The sequence below is a fragment of the Brenneria goodwinii genome (assembly GCF_002291445.1).
Taxonomy (GTDB): Bacteria; Pseudomonadota; Gammaproteobacteria; order Enterobacterales; family Enterobacteriaceae; genus Brenneria; species Brenneria goodwinii.
Map to the genome: position 1 here is coordinate 4,560,480 of NZ_CP014137.1, position 16,237 is coordinate 4,576,716.

18 protein-coding genes are annotated in these 16,237 nt (G+C 53.3%); 9 read left to right on the forward strand and 9 right to left on the reverse strand.

Features of this window, described 5'->3' with window-relative positions; all coding sequences use genetic code 11:
• Nucleotides 1–2: 2 nt before the first annotated feature.
• Together ilvA and ACN28R_RS20220 are read left to right on the forward strand one after the other, a co-directional pair.
• Nucleotides 3–1,547 carry a threonine ammonia-lyase, biosynthetic gene (ilvA, locus tag ACN28R_RS20215; RefSeq protein WP_048637063.1) on the forward strand — a complete coding sequence of 515 codons (1,545 nt, stop codon included), beginning with the start codon at nt 3–5 and terminating at the stop codon, nt 1,545–1,547.
• A gap of 97 nt (nt 1,548–1,644) precedes the next feature.
• Entirely contained in the window at nt 1,645–2,391 is a 747-nt protein-coding gene (locus ACN28R_RS20220; RefSeq protein WP_048637064.1) for a DUF2461 domain-containing protein, read from the forward strand.
• Between the two features lie 81 nt (nt 2,392–2,472).
• Here the strand turns inward: ACN28R_RS20220 and ACN28R_RS20225 are convergent, their stop codons facing one another.
• The gene (locus tag ACN28R_RS20225; RefSeq protein WP_072065933.1) at nt 2,473–2,934 is read right to left on the reverse strand and encodes a thermonuclease family protein; all 462 of its coding nucleotides are present in this window, start codon (nt 2,932–2,934) and stop codon (nt 2,473–2,475) included.
• 50 nt (nt 2,935–2,984) lie between these two features.
• The gene (gene ilvY, locus ACN28R_RS20230; RefSeq protein WP_048637066.1) at nt 2,985–3,875 is read right to left on the reverse strand and encodes an HTH-type transcriptional activator IlvY; all 891 of its coding nucleotides are present in this window, start codon (nt 3,873–3,875) and stop codon (nt 2,985–2,987) included.
• 166 nt (nt 3,876–4,041) lie between these two features.
• On the opposite strand from ilvY, the gene ilvC reads away from it, so the two are divergent.
• Nucleotides 4,042–5,520 carry a ketol-acid reductoisomerase gene (gene ilvC, locus ACN28R_RS20235; RefSeq protein WP_048637067.1) on the forward strand — a complete coding sequence of 493 codons (1,479 nt, stop codon included), beginning with the start codon at nt 4,042–4,044 and terminating at the stop codon, nt 5,518–5,520.
• Nucleotides 5,521–5,778: 258 nt separating this feature from the next.
• Here the strand turns inward: ilvC and ACN28R_RS20240 are convergent, their stop codons facing one another.
• Complete coding sequence (locus tag ACN28R_RS20240; RefSeq protein ID WP_048637068.1) at nt 5,779–6,858, reverse strand: tartrate dehydrogenase; 1,080 nt, start codon at nt 6,856–6,858, stop codon at nt 5,779–5,781.
• 108 nt (nt 6,859–6,966) lie between these two features.
• Here ACN28R_RS20240 and ACN28R_RS20245 point away from each other — a divergent pair, with 108 nt between their 5' ends.
• From ACN28R_RS20245 to ACN28R_RS20255, 3 genes are all read left to right on the forward strand, one after another.
• Nucleotides 6,967–7,851: a LysR family transcriptional regulator gene (locus ACN28R_RS20245; protein ID WP_095835324.1), complete on the forward strand. Its 885-nt coding sequence runs from the start codon at nt 6,967–6,969 to the stop codon at nt 7,849–7,851.
• A 91-nt stretch (nt 7,852–7,942) separates the two neighbouring features.
• Nucleotides 7,943–8,083: a hypothetical protein gene (locus ACN28R_RS23870; protein WP_231604302.1), complete on the forward strand. Its 141-nt coding sequence runs from the start codon at nt 7,943–7,945 to the stop codon at nt 8,081–8,083.
• Between the two features lie 182 nt (nt 8,084–8,265).
• Nucleotides 8,266–8,559, forward strand: a complete 294-nt coding sequence (locus tag ACN28R_RS20255) for a DUF2569 family protein (protein ID WP_053085517.1) — start codon at nt 8,266–8,268, stop codon at nt 8,557–8,559.
• Here ACN28R_RS20255 and ACN28R_RS20260 read toward each other — a convergent pair.
• The 6 genes from ACN28R_RS20260 to ACN28R_RS20285 form a co-directional block, all read right to left on the reverse strand.
• Nucleotides 8,545–8,937, reverse strand: a complete 393-nt coding sequence (locus tag ACN28R_RS20260) for a Gfo/Idh/MocA family oxidoreductase (RefSeq protein ID WP_236840157.1) — start codon at nt 8,935–8,937, stop codon at nt 8,545–8,547. The two genes, ACN28R_RS20255 and ACN28R_RS20260, sit on opposite strands and share 15 nt — an antisense overlap.
• Entirely contained in the window at nt 8,931–9,203 is a 273-nt protein-coding gene (locus ACN28R_RS20265) for a Gfo/Idh/MocA family oxidoreductase (protein ID WP_236840158.1), read from the reverse strand. The genes ACN28R_RS20260 and ACN28R_RS20265 overlap by 7 nt, the downstream gene beginning before the upstream one ends.
• A gap of 95 nt (nt 9,204–9,298) precedes the next feature.
• Nucleotides 9,299–10,048, reverse strand: coding sequence for an amino acid ABC transporter ATP-binding protein (locus ACN28R_RS20270; RefSeq protein ID WP_048637071.1), 750 nt, complete (start codon nt 10,046–10,048; stop codon nt 9,299–9,301).
• Nucleotides 10,048–10,761 (reverse strand): amino acid ABC transporter permease, encoded by a 714-nt coding sequence (locus ACN28R_RS20275; RefSeq protein ID WP_048637072.1) that lies wholly within the window; start codon nt 10,759–10,761, stop codon nt 10,048–10,050. Before ACN28R_RS20275 ends, ACN28R_RS20270 begins: the two co-directional genes overlap by 1 nt.
• Nucleotides 10,758–11,507 carry an amino acid ABC transporter permease gene (locus tag ACN28R_RS20280; protein ID WP_095835325.1) on the reverse strand — a complete coding sequence of 250 codons (750 nt, stop codon included), beginning with the start codon at nt 11,505–11,507 and terminating at the stop codon, nt 10,758–10,760. Before ACN28R_RS20280 ends, ACN28R_RS20275 begins: the two co-directional genes overlap by 4 nt.
• Nucleotides 11,508–11,512: 5 nt before the next feature.
• Nucleotides 11,513–12,364, reverse strand: a complete 852-nt coding sequence (locus tag ACN28R_RS20285; RefSeq protein WP_236840159.1) for a transporter substrate-binding domain-containing protein — start codon at nt 12,362–12,364, stop codon at nt 11,513–11,515.
• 178 nt (nt 12,365–12,542) lie between these two features.
• Between ACN28R_RS20285 and ACN28R_RS20290 the strand changes: the two genes are divergently transcribed.
• The 3 genes from ACN28R_RS20290 to ACN28R_RS20300 all read left to right on the forward strand — a co-directional run bounded on the left by ACN28R_RS20290 (nt 12,543) and on the right by ACN28R_RS20300 (nt 16,159).
• Entirely contained in the window at nt 12,543–13,328 is a 786-nt protein-coding gene (locus ACN28R_RS20290) for an IclR family transcriptional regulator (protein WP_048637075.1), read from the forward strand.
• A 259-nt stretch (nt 13,329–13,587) separates the two neighbouring features.
• Nucleotides 13,588–14,757, forward strand: coding sequence for a cystathionine beta-lyase (gene metC / locus ACN28R_RS20295; RefSeq protein WP_048637076.1), 1,170 nt, complete (start codon nt 13,588–13,590; stop codon nt 14,755–14,757).
• A gap of 58 nt (nt 14,758–14,815) precedes the next feature.
• Nucleotides 14,816–16,159, forward strand: a complete 1,344-nt coding sequence (locus ACN28R_RS20300; RefSeq protein WP_048637077.1) for a CapA family protein — start codon at nt 14,816–14,818, stop codon at nt 16,157–16,159.
• Nucleotides 16,160–16,237: the final 78 nt, after the last annotated feature.

Here is a 16,237-nt window from a genome sequence, read left to right on the forward strand (position 1 = left end):
CCATGGCTGTGTCGCAACCACTTCCCTCCGCTCCCTGCGGGGCGGAGTATCTGCGGGCGATCCTGCGTTCGCCGGTTTATGAAGTCACGCAGGTTACGCCGCTGGAGAAGATGGACAAACTTTCTTCACGGCTGGGTAATGTCATTTTGGTGAAACGTGAGGATCGGCATGCGGTGCACAGCTTTAAGCTGCGCGGCGCGTACGCGATGATGGCCGGGCTGAGCGATGAGCAGAAATCCCACGGCGTGATAACCGCTTCCGCCGGCAACCACGCGCAGGGCGTGGCGCTTTCCGCCAGTAAACTGGGCATTAACTCACTGATCGTCATGCCGGTGGCGACGGCCGATATCAAAGTCGACGCGGTGCGCGGCTTTGGCGGCGAGGTGCTGCTGCATGGCGCGAACTTCGACGAGGCGAAAGCCAAAGCCATTGAACTGTCGCAGCAGCAGAACATGACGTTTTTGCCGCCGTTCGATCACCCGGCGGTTATCGCCGGGCAGGGTACGCTGGCGATGGAACTGTTGCAGCAGGACGCGCATCTGGACCGGGTATTTGTGCCGGTCGGCGGCGGAGGGCTGGCGGCAGGGGTCGCCGTGCTGATCAAACAGCTGATGCCGCAGATTAAAGTTATCGGGGTAGAAGCGGAAGACTCCGCCTGCCTGCGCGCCGCGCTGGATGCCGGTCATCCGGTCGATCTGGCGCGGGTGGGGCTGTTTGCCGAAGGCGTGGCGGTTAAGCGCGTCGGCGACGAGACGTTCCGCCTGTGCCGGGAATATCTGGACGACGTGATCACCGTCGACAGCGACGCCATCTGTGCGGCGGTCAAAGACCTGTTTGAAGATGTGCGTGCGATCGCCGAGCCTTCCGGCGCGTTGGCGCTGGCGGGAATGAAGAAATACATCCAGCAGCATCAGATTCAGGGCGAACGCCTGGCGCACGTGCTGTCCGGCGCCAACGTCAACTTCCACGGTCTGCGCTATGTTTCCGAACGCTGTGAACTGGGCGAACAGCGGGAAGCTCTGCTGGCGGTGACGATCCCGGAGAAAAAGGGCAGTTTTCTCAAGTTTTGCCAACTGCTGGGCGGCCGATCCGTTACCGAATTCAACTATCGCTATGCGAATGAAAAAGATGCCTGCATTTTTGCCGGCGTGCGGCTGACGCGCGGTCATGCCGAGCGTGACGAGATCATCGCCGAGCTGTCTGCGGGCGGCTATGAGGTTGTGGATCTGTCCGATGACGAAATGGCCAAGCTGCATGTGCGTTATATGGTGGGAGGACGGCCTTCAAAAGCACTGCGGGAAAGGCTGTATAGCTTTGAATTTCCTGAATCGCCGGGCGCGCTGTTGAAATTCCTGCATACGCTGGGTACGCATTGGAATATTTCCCTATTCCACTATCGCAGCCACGGTACGGATTTCGGCCGGGTATTGGCTGCGTTCGAGCTGGAAGAGCGCGATCCGGAGTTTGAGAAACATCTGCACGATCTGGGCTATGAGTGCCATGATGAGACTAATAACCCGTCATTTCGTTTCTTTCTGGCAGGCTAGCTTTTGACGCGTTGCCGAACCGCGTTCCCGGTGGTGTTTCACTGGCGGGAGCGCTATCTTTATGTCATTCGATGGGCAACACTGATGATGTAAAACGATGGCAACGCATTTTAATGGTTTTTCCCAGCAGGGATTGACGTTTCTCCAACAGGTTCGTCAGCAGAATGATAAAGGGTGGTTTGACGAGCACCGCCAGGTTTATGAAGAGCAACTGCTGTCGCCATTTCGTGCGCTGGTGGATGCGTTGAGTCTGACCATGTTGCCGATCGACGATCGGTTTGAAACCCGCCCGGCAATCGGCAAAACGCTGTCCCGTATTCACCGCGATACCCGTTTTTCCCACGATAAATCACGCTATCGCAGCCAGATGTGGCTGACCTTCAAACGCACGCGTAAAGACTGGACGGATGCGCCATCCTATTTTTTTGAGATCGCTCCGGATTTTTGGCGTTATGGTTTGGGCTATTACTGCGCAACGCGTAACACGATGGAACTGTTCCGCCAAACGGTGCGCGGCAACCCGCAGCAATTCCTTGCCGTCGCCAACTGCTTACAGGATAGGTTCGTACTGGAAGGGGAAAGTTACAAACGCCCGCTGATTAAAGATCTGCCGGCGGAGTTGGCCGACTGGTATAACCGTAAATCTTTCGCCGCTATTCATACCAGCCAGGATATGGAGCCGCTTTTCTCCGGTGATTTGGTCACGACGCTGGCGCAGGGGTTTACCCAGCTTGAGCCGCTTTACCACTACCTGATGAATATCGAAACCATGAAAAAAGCCGCGCAGGAAACGGAGGCATCGGGCCCGCGCATACTCTCTGCGGATAAATGGTTTGAACGGTAGGCGGGGAGTCATGCCGATCGTTTAAGAAACGAAATCCCGAAACGCCTTTTCAACCGCAAAAGACAGGGGCGCGGCATCGCGTCAGTGCGTTTGGCGGTAAGCCCAGGGAGACTGAGGATAGGAATGACGCCACAGGCCCAGCCGCTGTTGGCGAGCCGCGTTTTCATGGCGCATTAATTCATGGTTGTCGCGGTGGTATTTGTATACCCATGCCTGACCATTGCGCAGCAGATTGACGTTGATATTGCGGTTCCGGTAATAGACCGTTCCCAGGTAGCGATCGTACCGATCTTTTTCATCATATCGTACCGTCACCCATCTCCCGCCGACTTGCCTGTCCAGCGCCCGACGAGACTCCTTACCATAAGGCTGGTGATATTCCGGCGCATCGATGCCCAGCATGCGGATACGATAGTTGGTGCCGTTGTGTCGCACCACGATGGTGTCGCCATCAACGACTTTTACCACCTTGCCGCCGATGGTAGCCGCCAGCGCGGGGACGGAGAGCAACAGCATCATCACTGCCAATAAATACGATTTCATCAATACTTCCCTGTAACGCGATTCGGCCGCCGCATGGCGAGAGGAAAATATCACGATTTATCCTGTAATGTTTCCCAGAATGCCGCGATAAGCGGTTCACTGAGGCGTTTTTTCTGCACGCAGACACCCAGCTCAAAAGGCTCCATGCCTTGTTCGGCAAATATGGAGACGCGGTTGCGTACCGGTTCAGGACTGTTTTCCAGCACCACATCCGGAATAAGCGCGATGCCGCAGCCTAGCGCGACCATGGACACCATCGCCTCATGGCCTGATACGGTGGCGTAGATTTGCGGGTTGGTGAGATGCTGGCGGCGAAACCAGAGATCGATACGCTTACGCACCGGGCCGTGTTCCGGCAGGACGAAAGGGATCTGCGTCCAGTCAGGATTCGGCTGTCTGACCTGAGTCTGAACCGGGCAAGGCAACGCCGGAACGATCAGCACCAGCGGGATTTGACCTATCGGCATGAAATCGACGCTGGCGGGCAGCGTTTCCGGGTGTCCGGCGATGCCCAGATCGGCATCGTTGGACTGTACTTTTTCAACGGCATCGGCGGCATCGCCGGTCGTCAGTTTGATTTCCACCAGCGGATGCTCGGCGCGGAAACGATCCAGAATCGGCGGTAAGTGGCTGTAAGCGGCGGTGACGGAGCAAAAAATCCGCAGTTCGCCGCTTAACGACGGCCCACGTTGGCCAATGGCGTGTCTTAGCTGTTGGTATTGCAGCAGCGTTTGCTGGGCGAACAGCTTCAGATGTTCTCCCGTATCGGTTAGCCGTACGGTGCGGTTATCGCGCAGGAATAGCGTTTGGCCGATTTCACCCTCCAGCCGTTGAATTTGGCGCGATAGCGTAGAAGGACTGATGTGCATCGCCTTGGCCGTGTGGCCAAAATGCCGGCTTTCCGCCAAATGCAGAAATAATTTGAGATCACGTAAATCCATGCGATGCGGGCCTCGTTTTTATCTTGCGGATCTTGCAATATGACGTTGTTAATATATCAATTTAAGCAACGCTTTTCCTGTCATATCATGGTGAAATAATAGCTTCCCGATAGTGGGAAACCTTCCTCTGAATAACAGACAAACAAAACATCATACGGAGTACCACATGGCTAACTATTTCAACACATTGAACCTGCGTCAGCAGCTGGCGCAATTGGGTCAGTGTCGTTTTATGGGACGTGACGAATTCGCCGATGAAGCGGGTTACCTGAAAGGTAAAAAAGTGGTGATCGTCGGCTGTGGCGCACAGGGCCTGAACCAAGGGCTGAACATGCGTGATTCCGGTCTGGATATCGCTTATGCATTGCGTCAGGAAGCGATCGCCGAAAAACGCGCGTCATGGCGTAAAGCAACCGAAAATGGTTTTACGGTCGGCACCTATGAAGAACTGATCCCGCAGGCGGATTTGGTGGTTAACTTGACGCCGGACAAACAGCACTCCGCCGTCGTCAAGGCCGTTCAGCCGTTGATGAAACAAGGCGCCGCGCTGGGCTACTCTCATGGTTTCAACATTGTTGAAGTGGGCGAGCAAATCCGTAAAGACATCACCGTGGTGATGGTGGCGCCGAAATGCCCGGGCACGGAAGTGCGTGAAGAGTACAAACGCGGATTCGGCGTGCCGACGCTGATCGCGGTTCACCCGGAAAATGATCCGAAAGGCGAAGGCATGGCGATTGCCAAAGCCTGGGCGGCGGCAACCGGCGGTCACCGCGCCGGCGTTCTGCAATCCTCTTTCGTCGCCGAAGTGAAGTCCGACCTGATGGGCGAACAGACTATCCTGTGCGGTATGCTGCAGGCCGGTTCTCTGCTGTGCTTCGACAAACTGGTCGCTGACGGCGCCGATGCCGCCTATGCGGAAAAACTGGTTCAGTTCGGTTGGGAAACCGTTACCGAAGCGCTGAAGCAAGGCGGCATCACCCTGATGATGGACCGTTTGTCCAACCCGGCTAAACTGCGCGCCTATGCGCTGTCCGAACAGCTGAAATCCATTATGGCGCCGCTGTTCCAGAAACACATGGATGACATTATTTCTGGTGAATTCTCCAGCGGTATGATGGCCGACTGGGCGAACGACGACGTTAAATTGCTGACCTGGCGTGAAGAAACCGGCAAAACCGCCTTTGAAAATGCGCCGCAGTTTGACGGGAAAATCTCTGAACAGGAATACTTTGATAACGGCGTGCTGATGATCGCTATGGCGAAAGCCGGGGTTGAACTGGCGTTCGAAACCATGGTCAGCTCGGGCATCATTGAAGAGTCCGCCTATTATGAATCTCTGCATGAACTGCCGCTGATTGCGAACACCATCGCGCGTAAGCGTCTGTATGAGATGAACGTGGTTATCTCCGACACCGCCGAATACGGTAACTACCTGTTCGCCAACGCGGCAGTACCGTTGCTGAAAGAGAAGTTCATGTCTTCTCTGCAGCCGGGCGATTTAGGTAAAGCGGTTGCGGCGACCGCAGTGGATAACGCGCAACTGCGTGATGTCAATGAAGCCATCCGCAACCATCCGATCGAAGCCGTTGGCCGCAAACTGCGTGGCTACATGACCGATATGAAACGTATCGCCGTCGCGGGTTAATCTAGCGTCAGGCTATAGCGAAAAAAGCACAGCTCCGCTGTGCCTGAGTTTGATGACAAACCTTCCCAAACCCGTCATTCCCGCCTACTACTGCGGGAATGACAGCGCTAGAGCCGTGAAGGATGACAGAGGTATATTAGGGGCTTTGTCAGCAGTCAGAGGCCGTGTAAACGGCCTTTTTTATGTATTGAATTTGTGAGATTCATCAGTGACAGACCATAAAATGGCAGGCCAGATTGACTGCCGTATCACTGCCTGTCACAGCGCAGCCGCAATGGCTTTCCCTGCTGTTTCCGTATTGCCTTTGCCGCCCAAATCCCGGGTAAGGGGCGCCTGTTCCGGTCCCTGCGACAGTACCGTTTCAATCGCCTGCAACACCGCCGCTCCCGCTGCGGGATATCCCAGATGTTCCAACATCATGCCGCCACACCAGATCTGCCCGATGGGATTCGCCAGTCCTTTACCGGCAATATCGGGAGCAGAACCATGGACCGGCTCAAACAGGCTGGGGAAATTTCGTTCCGGATTAATATTGGCTGAAGGGGCGATACCGATGGTTCCAGTGCAGGCGGGACCTAAATCAGACAGGATGTCTCCGAACAAATTGCTGGCGACCACGACGTCAAACCAATCGGGGTGCAGAACAAAATTGGCGGTCAGGATATCGATGTGAAATTTATCGACTTTGATTTCCGGATACTGTTTTGCCATCTCGGCTACCCGTCCGTCCCAGTAAGGCATAGTAATCGCAATGCCGTTGGATTTTGTGGCGGAAGTCAGATGCTTTTTCGGGCGTTTCATTGCCAGTTCGTAGGCGAACTTAAGGATTCGATCGACACCGACGCGCGTCATCACCGTTTCCTGAATGACAATTTCACGGTCGGTGCCGGCGAACATGGCGCCGCCGACGCTGGAGTATTCTCCCTCGGTATTTTCCCGCACCACATAGAAGTCAATGTCGCCTGGGTTGCGTCCGGCCAGTGGCGCTTTGACGCCAGGCATTAATCGACAGGGACGCAGGTTGACGTATTGATCGAATTCCCGGCGAAATTGTAGTAGCGATCCCCATAAAGAGATGTGGTCTGGCACGATATCCGGCCAGCCGACCGCGCCGAAGTAGATCGCATCGTAATGGCTCAGGGTTGCAAACCAGTCATCCGGCAGCATTTTTCCATGCTTCAGGTAATAGTCGGCGCTGGCGAAATCAAACCAGTCCCATTGTATGGCGATACCAAATTTTTCTGCGGCGCGCTGTATGACGCGCACGCCTTCAGGCATCACTTCTTTGCCAATGCCATCACCGGGGATCACGGCGATTCTGTGTTTTTTTCCGGACATCGGGGATTCCTTTTTTCACTGTAGGGGGAGAATTGAGTGTATTTCCTTGGCAAATGGTGAACAATTGGCCTAAATGGCAAGGCATTGTTGAATTTAAGAGAAGAATCTATGTCGACGGTTAACGATTTATTCTTTTTCAGCCGGATTGCGGCCTCAGGTAGCCTGACCGCCGTCGCTCGCGAACTGGGGCTCTCTCTGCCTGCGGTCAGCAAGCGGCTGACGCAATTGGAAAAACGTCTTGGCGTACAGTTGATACAGCGGACTACCCGGCGTTTGGATCTCACGGCGGAAGGGATGCTTTACGCTGAGGGCGCGTTGCCGATACTGAAAGAGATTGCTGAACTGGAAAGCGCGGTGGCTAAAAATCAGCGCTCGCTCTGCGGCAAGCTCAGCGTGAATGCCTCTTTCGGGTTTGGTCGTCGGTATGTGGCGCCGCTGATTTCGTCTTTTTCACGGTTACATCCCGGTCTTGAGGTTCAGCTTCAGCTCTCCAGTCAGCCAATCAATCTGCTGGATGCCGCCATTGATATTGATATCCGCGTTGGCGAGCCGCCTGATTCGCGTCTGATTGCGCGAAAGTTGCTGGATAATCCCCGTATTTTGTGTGCGTCGCCAGCTTATATTGACCGTGTCGGTACGCCGCAGACCGTCGCCGATTTGTCCGTCCATAACTGCATTGTGCTGAGACAATATGAAAGTGACTATGCGTTATGGCGTTTCTATCGGTCGGGCAAAGAGTTTACCCATAAAGTTTATGGCAGCCTGTCGAGTAACGACGGTGAGGTAATCATGCATTACGCACTGGATGGACATGGGATTATTCTACGCTCGTTCTGGGATGTGCGAGAGTACCTTGAACGGGGGGAATTGATTGCGTTGCTGACTGATTTTGAGATACCGGCGGCCGATATTCACGCGGTTTACCAGCAACGACGGCACGTGCCGGCCAGAATCACGGCGTTCATTGATTATTTAACTGAGCATCTGGTATGAAAAAGGTGAGTCTGGAACGTTCACCCAGCGCCGCGGGTCCGCCATCCGATCGCTTGAAACGCTGAAATTTCACCCGAAAATCACCTTTTTTATCGGCGAGAACGGTTCCGGAAAATCCACGCTGCTGGAATCGCTTGCGGTGTCGATGGGGTTTAATCCTGAAGGCGGCACAAAAAACTTCAACCACGATCTTCCAGTTCAGCGAAGAGGGTATTCAGCAGGTGGCCTATGAGGAGACGGAGCATTATCAGATCACCCGTTTGTTCCTGAATAACCCTGAACGAATGCTCCGGAAACTGATGGCGGAATAAAGGATGAATATAAACCGATGGATACGCCGCATTCCATAACAGTAACGCAACGCCTGTGTTCTTCTTTATTGTTTTGATTTTATTGCTTGGATAGGGATAAAAAATGAAATGTTTGAATTGCGATAACGATGCGCTAAAAGAATCTGGCCTGTGCCTGGAATGCGAGAAAATGGAGATGCGGAAAATAAACGGTATTTTATATCTTCCCGCATTGGGACTGATTCTGTCTCTGATCCTGGCGCCGTTTTCTCTATTTTCTATTGTCAGAGCGATGGTTATTCATTTTCAACAAACCGGGTTTATTGGCTATTTCGGCTTATTTGTCGTGTTTTGCCAGTTTGTTTCCCTTTTGATGGCGCTATTCGCCGCGCTGACTTTGTTGTTAACGTATTTCTGACTCAATTTCAGCCAGTGAGACAATCCGGCGTTCCGACGCCGCCCGGGTTGCCGCTTCCGTCATCATTTGCGCGCGTAATCCGTCATAAACGCCGGGAACCGGTGCGGCATCAGGCTGACCATAATCACGCACAAACAGAGTAAACGCCTGAATGGCTGCCGCATAGCTTGGCGCCATACGAATCATCGGATCTTTGGGCAGTCCTTCCGTCAGGATTTTGTCGTCAAAGATACGCATGACGCTGCCTTCGGTAATGCGTGACGATTCTGCCAATCCACCCGTACCGAATATTTCAATGCGATCGTCAAAACCATAAACGGCGCGACGCGCGTTATCGATTTGACAAAGCGCGCCGCTGGCGGTGCGCAACGTCACCATTGCCGTATCCACGTCGTGGGCTTTTCAGTCAGCGTCGATGCCAGCGGTTTTTCGCAATAGACCTTTTTCCCTGCCCGTACAGCGGTGAGCATCAATGGGCAATGGGTTTCCGTTGAGGAGGCGATGATGACGGCGTCAGTATAATCGGCCGCAATCAGCGTTTCTGCGTGAGGCAGGACTTGCGCGTTATGTTCGGCGGCGATCTCTTCAGCACGCGTAGACAGCCATTCGGTACTTACCAGCCATGGGGAGGAGGAGATCGTCATCTTTTTTGTGCCTTGTCATCCTTGGCGACCACCCTCGCGGGCCGTCGCCGGAGCAATATCAGAAATTTCTCCCGGAAATTTTGTGTCCGCCACCATTACAATACTTTTTCCAGAAAGGTCTGCGTCCGCGGATCCTGCGGATTATCAAAAAATGCCTGAGGAGTATTGCTTTCGACAATTTTTCCCTTGTCCGTGAAATAAATTCGATCCGCGACTTCGCGGGCAAAGCGCATTTCATGAGTCACCAGAATACAGGTCATGCCGTCACGGGCGACATCCTGAATGGTGGTTAACACCTCTTTGACCATTTCAGGGTCAAGCGCGGCGGTGACTTCATCAAACATCATGACTTCCGGGTTCATACATAGCGCGCGGGCAATCGCGACACGCTGTTGCTGTCCACCGGAAAGCTCGCCCGGATAGGCGCTGGCTTTGTTGCTCAGATGGACTTTGGCCAGCAGTTCACGAGCGCGGGCTTCCACTTCCCGTACCGGCTGTTTCAATACCTGCGTCGGTGCCATCATGATATTTTCCAGCACGGTACGATGGGGAAACAGGTTGTAGCTTTGGAAAACCATGCCGACTTTGCGTCTGAGCGCCAGTGCATCCAGTTTTGGATCGTTGACTTCAATCCCACCGACGTTAATCGAGCCCGAGTTGACTGGCGCCAGCGCATTAATGCAGCGCAACAACGTCGATTTTCCCGAGCCTGACGGACCGATGATGCAAACAATTTCCGAACGGGCGACGGACAGCGAAATGCCGGTTAGCACCTCTACCTTGCCAAAGGATTTATGGACATCGGTCAGGATTATCTGAGCAGGCGAAGTATGCGTATCAGTCATCAGCGGATTCCAAATTGCCACGCCCGTTCCAGGCGGCGTGAAAACAGCGAGATAGGAAAAACAAAGGCAAAGAAAAGCACTAACGTAATGCCGTAAGCGGGCAGGATCAGCCCCGGACGGGTTTCCGTCGTCAGAATGGTTTGCGTCACCGTCATGACTTCCTGTACGCCGACCACATTGGCTAATGATGTCGCCATTACAACCGAGCAGTAAAGGTTCATGGTTGGGGGCACCATCTGGCGTATTGCCTGCGGCAAGATAATCTTGAGCGTGGTTCGCACGGTGCCGAATGCGAGGGCGGCGGCAGCCTCCCACTGGGTCGTCGGGATGGATTTCAGACCACCCCGCACGATCTCCGAGGTATAGCCGCTAACCGGGATCGCCAGCGCCACCACGGCTTTCATCCAGTCGGGAAAGCTGAACCAGTTGCCGACGATTTTAATCTCGAACGGCAGCAGGAACATCACGTAAAACATGATCACCAGCCAGGGGCTGTTACGAAAAAACAGGGTCAGAAAGCGGGCCGGCAGGCGAATCACGGCCAGATTCGCCATCTGTGCCGCGCCCAGCAGCGTACCTGCCAGCATGCCGATAATCATGCTCAGAATGGAAATCAACAGATTCAGACCGAATCCCTTCAGGATCAGCGGTAGCCAGGGCAGCAATATGGCCAGTGCGCTTCCCGGTGGGAAAATTGACTCTACGATATTCATTGTCCAAGCCCCGGCACTTTTAACCAATGCTCAAGCAGTTTCACCAGCAGGGTGAAAACGCCCATTAATCCCAGATAGCTCAGTAGCACCACATTCATCATTTCGACCACGTTAAAATGTTCTGTCCAGATTTCATGTGCGACATACAAGGCTTCAGGCACTGCAATCGCATAGGCAAGCGCAGTGCTTTTGACTATCTGCGCCATATTGTTGCCCAGAGCGGGCAGACTGGTGCGAAACGCCAGGGGCAAAACAATGTGGATCATGGCCTTGGTGCGATCGTAGCCGAGCGATTCTGCTGCTTCGAGGGTGCTACGCGGTACGGCTTCAATGCCGGCGCGCAGGATCTCGGTGACGAAAGCGCCATATTGCAAGGACAGCGCGATAACGACGAACTGAAACGGTGAGACCAACGGCAATTCACCGTTCGGCCCGTAGGTAGAGAGATGAAAATAGGAGCCAATACCAAAAAACAGAAAATAGAGCTGCGCCAGCCCCGGCGTATTACGAAAGAACTCGACATATGACGTAACCAGCCAGCGCAAGGGGCGCAGGCTGGACTGTTTGAGAAAAATGCAGATGAACCCAATGAGCATCGATCCGATTAGCGACCAGACCGCCAGTTCGGCGGCAATGGTCAGCCCGGTAAAATATTTTTTGGCTTCCCAGGCGTTGTAAAATACCGAGAAGTTCCAGTTGGTTTGCTCATGAAGGGTCTTAAACCAGTCTGCAATCAATGCCATCATCAGCGTTATGACTTGTTGGCTTCAGCATTGGCTTTTATTGCAAACGGCGCAGGCGTTAACCCCCACTTTTTCGCCAGCTCGATGATGGTGCCTTTCTTGTTCCAGTCTTTGATCACATCGGAAATGAAGTGCGTAAACTGGGGCTCATTGAAACGAACCGCCAGACCCCAGGGCCCTTCGGTGAAGGGAGCCAGATCCTGAATAATGTAATCTTTCCAGACGCCGTCTTTATCATTCAGGAAGCGAGCCTGTAGGTAGCTGTCATCGGAAACCAGCGCAGTACAGCGGCCATCACGCAGTGATTGATCGACTTCCTGCTGAGTCTGAAACGCGACGATATTGGCTCCAAATTTCTGCTCCAACGGGACGTTCCAGCTCGATCCCTGATTGCTACAGATGGCTTTTCCTTTTACGTCTTCCCAATTGGAGAAGGTCACGCCTTTTTTGGTCAGCAGTGCCGGGCCTGCTGCGTAATAGTAAGGTTCAACAAATTGAACCAGCTTTTTACGTTCTTCGCTGACGGTCAGTGAGGTAAACAGAATGTCGCATTTACCCTGTTGCAGGAATTGCACCCGGTTGGCCGGTAGTACGGGGATCAAATCAACTTTAATGTCTTTACCCAGTTGGGTGGACAAACGTTGGGTAAAATCGTTGAGCAGATCAATGTGCAGACCTTTTGCGGTTCCTGACGATTCAAGGAAGGCCAGCGGTGGATTATTTACGTTGGAACAGACCGAAATAACTCCGCGATCGGCGATTTTTTCCAGTACGTCAGCGTGAGCCATGTTGGGAAGAAATGACGTAGCGAGCGCAACATTCCCCAAGGTCATCAGAGAACTCAGTATTGTTTTTGACATATGATCAATTTACCTTATTTAAGATCAGAGCCTCTGATATATTTCCCTGGTGAGGCAGTCTGTGAATAATGAGGAATTTAGAGGGGATTGCCGTTTCGTGTCAATAAAATCAACATTCAATTAAGTTGTATATATATCAACTTTATGAATAAGCCCATCAAATCGAGAGGATGAAAACTTGAAAACCCGTAGCGCTCAGCCGGTATCAGATATGGTTGAGGGGAAAGCTCGTACTGAAAGCGTGAAAGGGGAACTCAAGACGCTGACTAAAGGTTTGGCTGTTCTTGATTTACTGACGAAAAACCAGATGGTGCGTACCAGCGATGTGGCGGATGTCCTCGCCATTGATAAGAGCAGTGCGTCACGGATTCTGCAAACGCTGACTCAGGCTGGTTATGCGCAAGCCGGGGAACGGCGCAGCTTTGTGCTGGGGCCGAAACTGGCTGACCGCCCTAATATGAGCCGCTCGCGTAAAAGCCTGAGAGTCTGCGCCAGACCCGTGCTGGAGCGTTTATTTGATCGTACCGGCGAAGCGGTGCATCTGTCGATTCTGGCGGATGAACATGTCTTGTATCTGGATACGATCGAGTCCCGATACTCTCTGAGGGTTGATAGCCGACCCGGTACGCTGGCCCCTCTTGCTTATACTGCAATTGGTCGTGTCTTTTTGGCGCTGGCTGGTGCGCCGTTGCCCGATGAACTGCATGCGCAAACTGAACGTACCATTACCGATCCCGTACTTTTTCAGGCTGAGTTGCAGAATATCGTACAACAAGGATATGCATTGCATGATGAAGAGTTTCATCTTGGTATTCGCGGGGCTGCGGCGCCACTGCGTGACAGAAATGGTTATGTGATTGGGGCTGTTGGCGTTTCCGGACCGACAGTACGTATTCACAGTGAGGATCTGAACGCGCTGGGTATACTGGTGCGTGACGAAGCCGCCAGGTTTGTGATGGCGTAGCGCGTTGGTGGGGGGCGTTAGCCGAATCAGAATAGGATGTTTGATGACAAACCCATGGCGGTAAGATCGAGGTACGCGGGGAGAGGCGTTCCTGTGGGAACCTCATCCCCGTGTTTCCTCTAAATTTGGTTTGGTTAATAGTTTGGATATTGCTGTATATGAAAAATTAAATATAGTTGTTGATTTAGGGATGGGTTGCGGCAGACTGATACATGGATTTGGATCAGCGGCCAGCCCGTCAACGAGAACACGACCTATCATGAAAACTGAAACGAAGGTTATCCATGCCGGACGTCATCCAGAAGATTTTCTCGGCACGGTAAATACGCCGGTTTATCGCACCTCAACGGTAATTTGCGATTCAATGGCCGAGTGGGAGAGTAAACAGCGACAGCAAACCACGTTCGACGAGCCCGAATTGTTTTATGGCCGCCATGGCACCCCGACCAGCAAGACGTTGCAGGACGCGATTGCAGCACTGGAGGGCGGCTATAAATCGTTTGTGTATCCTTCAGGTGTTTCCGCCTGCGCCACCGCTATCCTGGCCTTTGCCTCCGCGGACGATCATGTGTTGGTGCCTGATAATGTCTACGGTCCGGTTCGGCAAATAGCCGGTTCTATTCTGAAAAGATTTCGTATCAACGTTGAATTTTACGATCCCGCGCTAGGTGCGGATATTGAGAAATTATTTCGACCCGAAACCCGTGTGGTCTATACGGAGTCGCCGGGATCGATGACCTTTGAAATGCAGGATATTCCCGCCATCGCGGCCGTGGCGCATCGCCATGACGCCGTGGTGGTTATGGATAATACCTGGGCCAGTCCGCTTTATTTTCAACCCTTTACTAAAGGAGTGGATATTTCTGTTCAGGCGGCGACGAAATATATTGTCGGCCATTCCGATGTCATGATGGGGATGATTACCGCAACGCAAGCCACCTATCAGCGCCTGAAAGAAACTACGCATGAGCTGGGGTTGCTCGCCAGCCCTGATGATTGTTATCTGGCCCAGCGCGGCCTGCGCACGCTGCATGTTCGGCTGGAGCGACATTGGAAAACCGGCATTCGTCTGGCTGAATTTCTTGCCCGTCAGCCGGAAGTGGCTCGCGTGATGCACCCTGTATTGCCTGGCGATCCGGGACATGCGCTGTGGAAGCGTGATTTCACTGGCGCTTCGGGTCTGTTCGCTTTTGAATTTCGACCGGAGCTAAGTGCGAAGCGCACCGCGTTTGTCGAAGCGCTCACCCTGTTCTGTATTGGCGGTTCATGGGGCGGCTATGAAAGCCTGATCCTGCCGTTGAATCCGGTCCGCTCGCTTCACTCTGACGTACATTCTGGAACGCTGGTGCGTATTCACGCCGGTCTTGAAAGTGTGGACGATCTGCTGGCCGATTTGGAGCAGGCTTTTGTCCTGATCCGACAGTCTTAGTTATGTCAACCTGCGTCATCACGTCTGCCGATGAGCCTTCTTAATAGAGATGAATACTATGCGAATCATTGCCTGCGGCGATTTACTTTTTTCCAGTCGTAATCTGGCCAAACGGTTGGACAAAAGAATCGTTGACCAACTTTCTGCTGCGGATGCGGTTTTCGCCAATGCGGAGTTTTGCTGCCCGAAACCGACGACTCCCCCTGCCGCCGGCCGCGGCTATATCACATCGGTAAAGCCTGCGACGCTGGATGAATTTGTCGATCTCAATATCAAACTGGTTTCGTTTGCCAATAATCATACGGGTGATTTTGGCTGGGAAGGGGTGATCGATACGATCGAAGCCGCGGAAGAAAGAGGGCTGATTCATTGCGGCGTGGGGCGTAATCTTGATGATGCCAGAGCTGCCCGGTTCTTCGACACCCCGAAAGGACGCGTCGGCGTGGTTGCTGTCAGCAGTACCCGCTCTGAAGTCTTTGCCGCCAGCGTGGCGGGGGGCAGCGCGGTCGCGCGGCCGGGACTGAATCCGCTGCGCTGGGGGCGTTCCTATGTATTGCCTGACCAGGAGTTCGCACAGTTGCAGAATATTACCGAGTTGCTTGGGGTGGCCGCCAGCAACCGTGAAGGGGCGCGCATTGAAGTCATGGCGGATCAAGGCCCTGACAGCTTCAAATTTGGTTCACTCTTTGAAAGTTCGGTGCAAATAGAACGCGGCGAACGCGCGTATGTTCGTACCTATATGAATGAAGGAGACTGTGAAGCTATTTTGAAAAGCGTGCGCGATGCGGCTTATCGTTCCGATGTCGCTATCGTCAGCCTGCACACTCATGAGGGCGAAGGCGATGGCTGGTATGCGCCGTATCCGCCTGCGTTTATCGAAGAGTTTGCCCGACGGGCAATTGATGCGGGCGCATCAGCGGTTGTTGGTCACGGCGCGCACTTCCTGCGCGGGGTGGAGATTTATAAAAATCGTCCGATTTTCTACAACCTGGGCAGTTTGCTGATGGAGTTTGAAGCCGGCGAGTCCATTATCGCTCCGGAAATGTACGCGGCTTACGGCTATGATCTGGACTCGCGTCCTGCCGATTTGCATCAGGCACGGGCAAAAGACCTCGAAGGCAACTTCGTCGGTTTTAACGCTGAACCCCGTTTCTCCAGGAACTGTATCGCCATTCTGGATTATGAATCAGGCGCGTTGCAGTTCAGACTATTGCCGATCGATCTTGGTATGAACCGCGAGCGTTCGCTTGACCGCGGGTTGCCAAGGTTGGTTTCAGCAGAGATAGGTCATGAAATTGCAGCCGACCTGACACGGATGAGTGAGCGATACGGCACGGTATTACACTATGATGAGGCGCTGGGTACGATATCGATTGAAACCATCACAGATAACTTAATTTAAAATTCGCCGTTGCGACGTAATCGCCAGCCTGAATCAGGTCGTCCCGTATTTTTTCAATACGGGCTGAAAATGGAATAG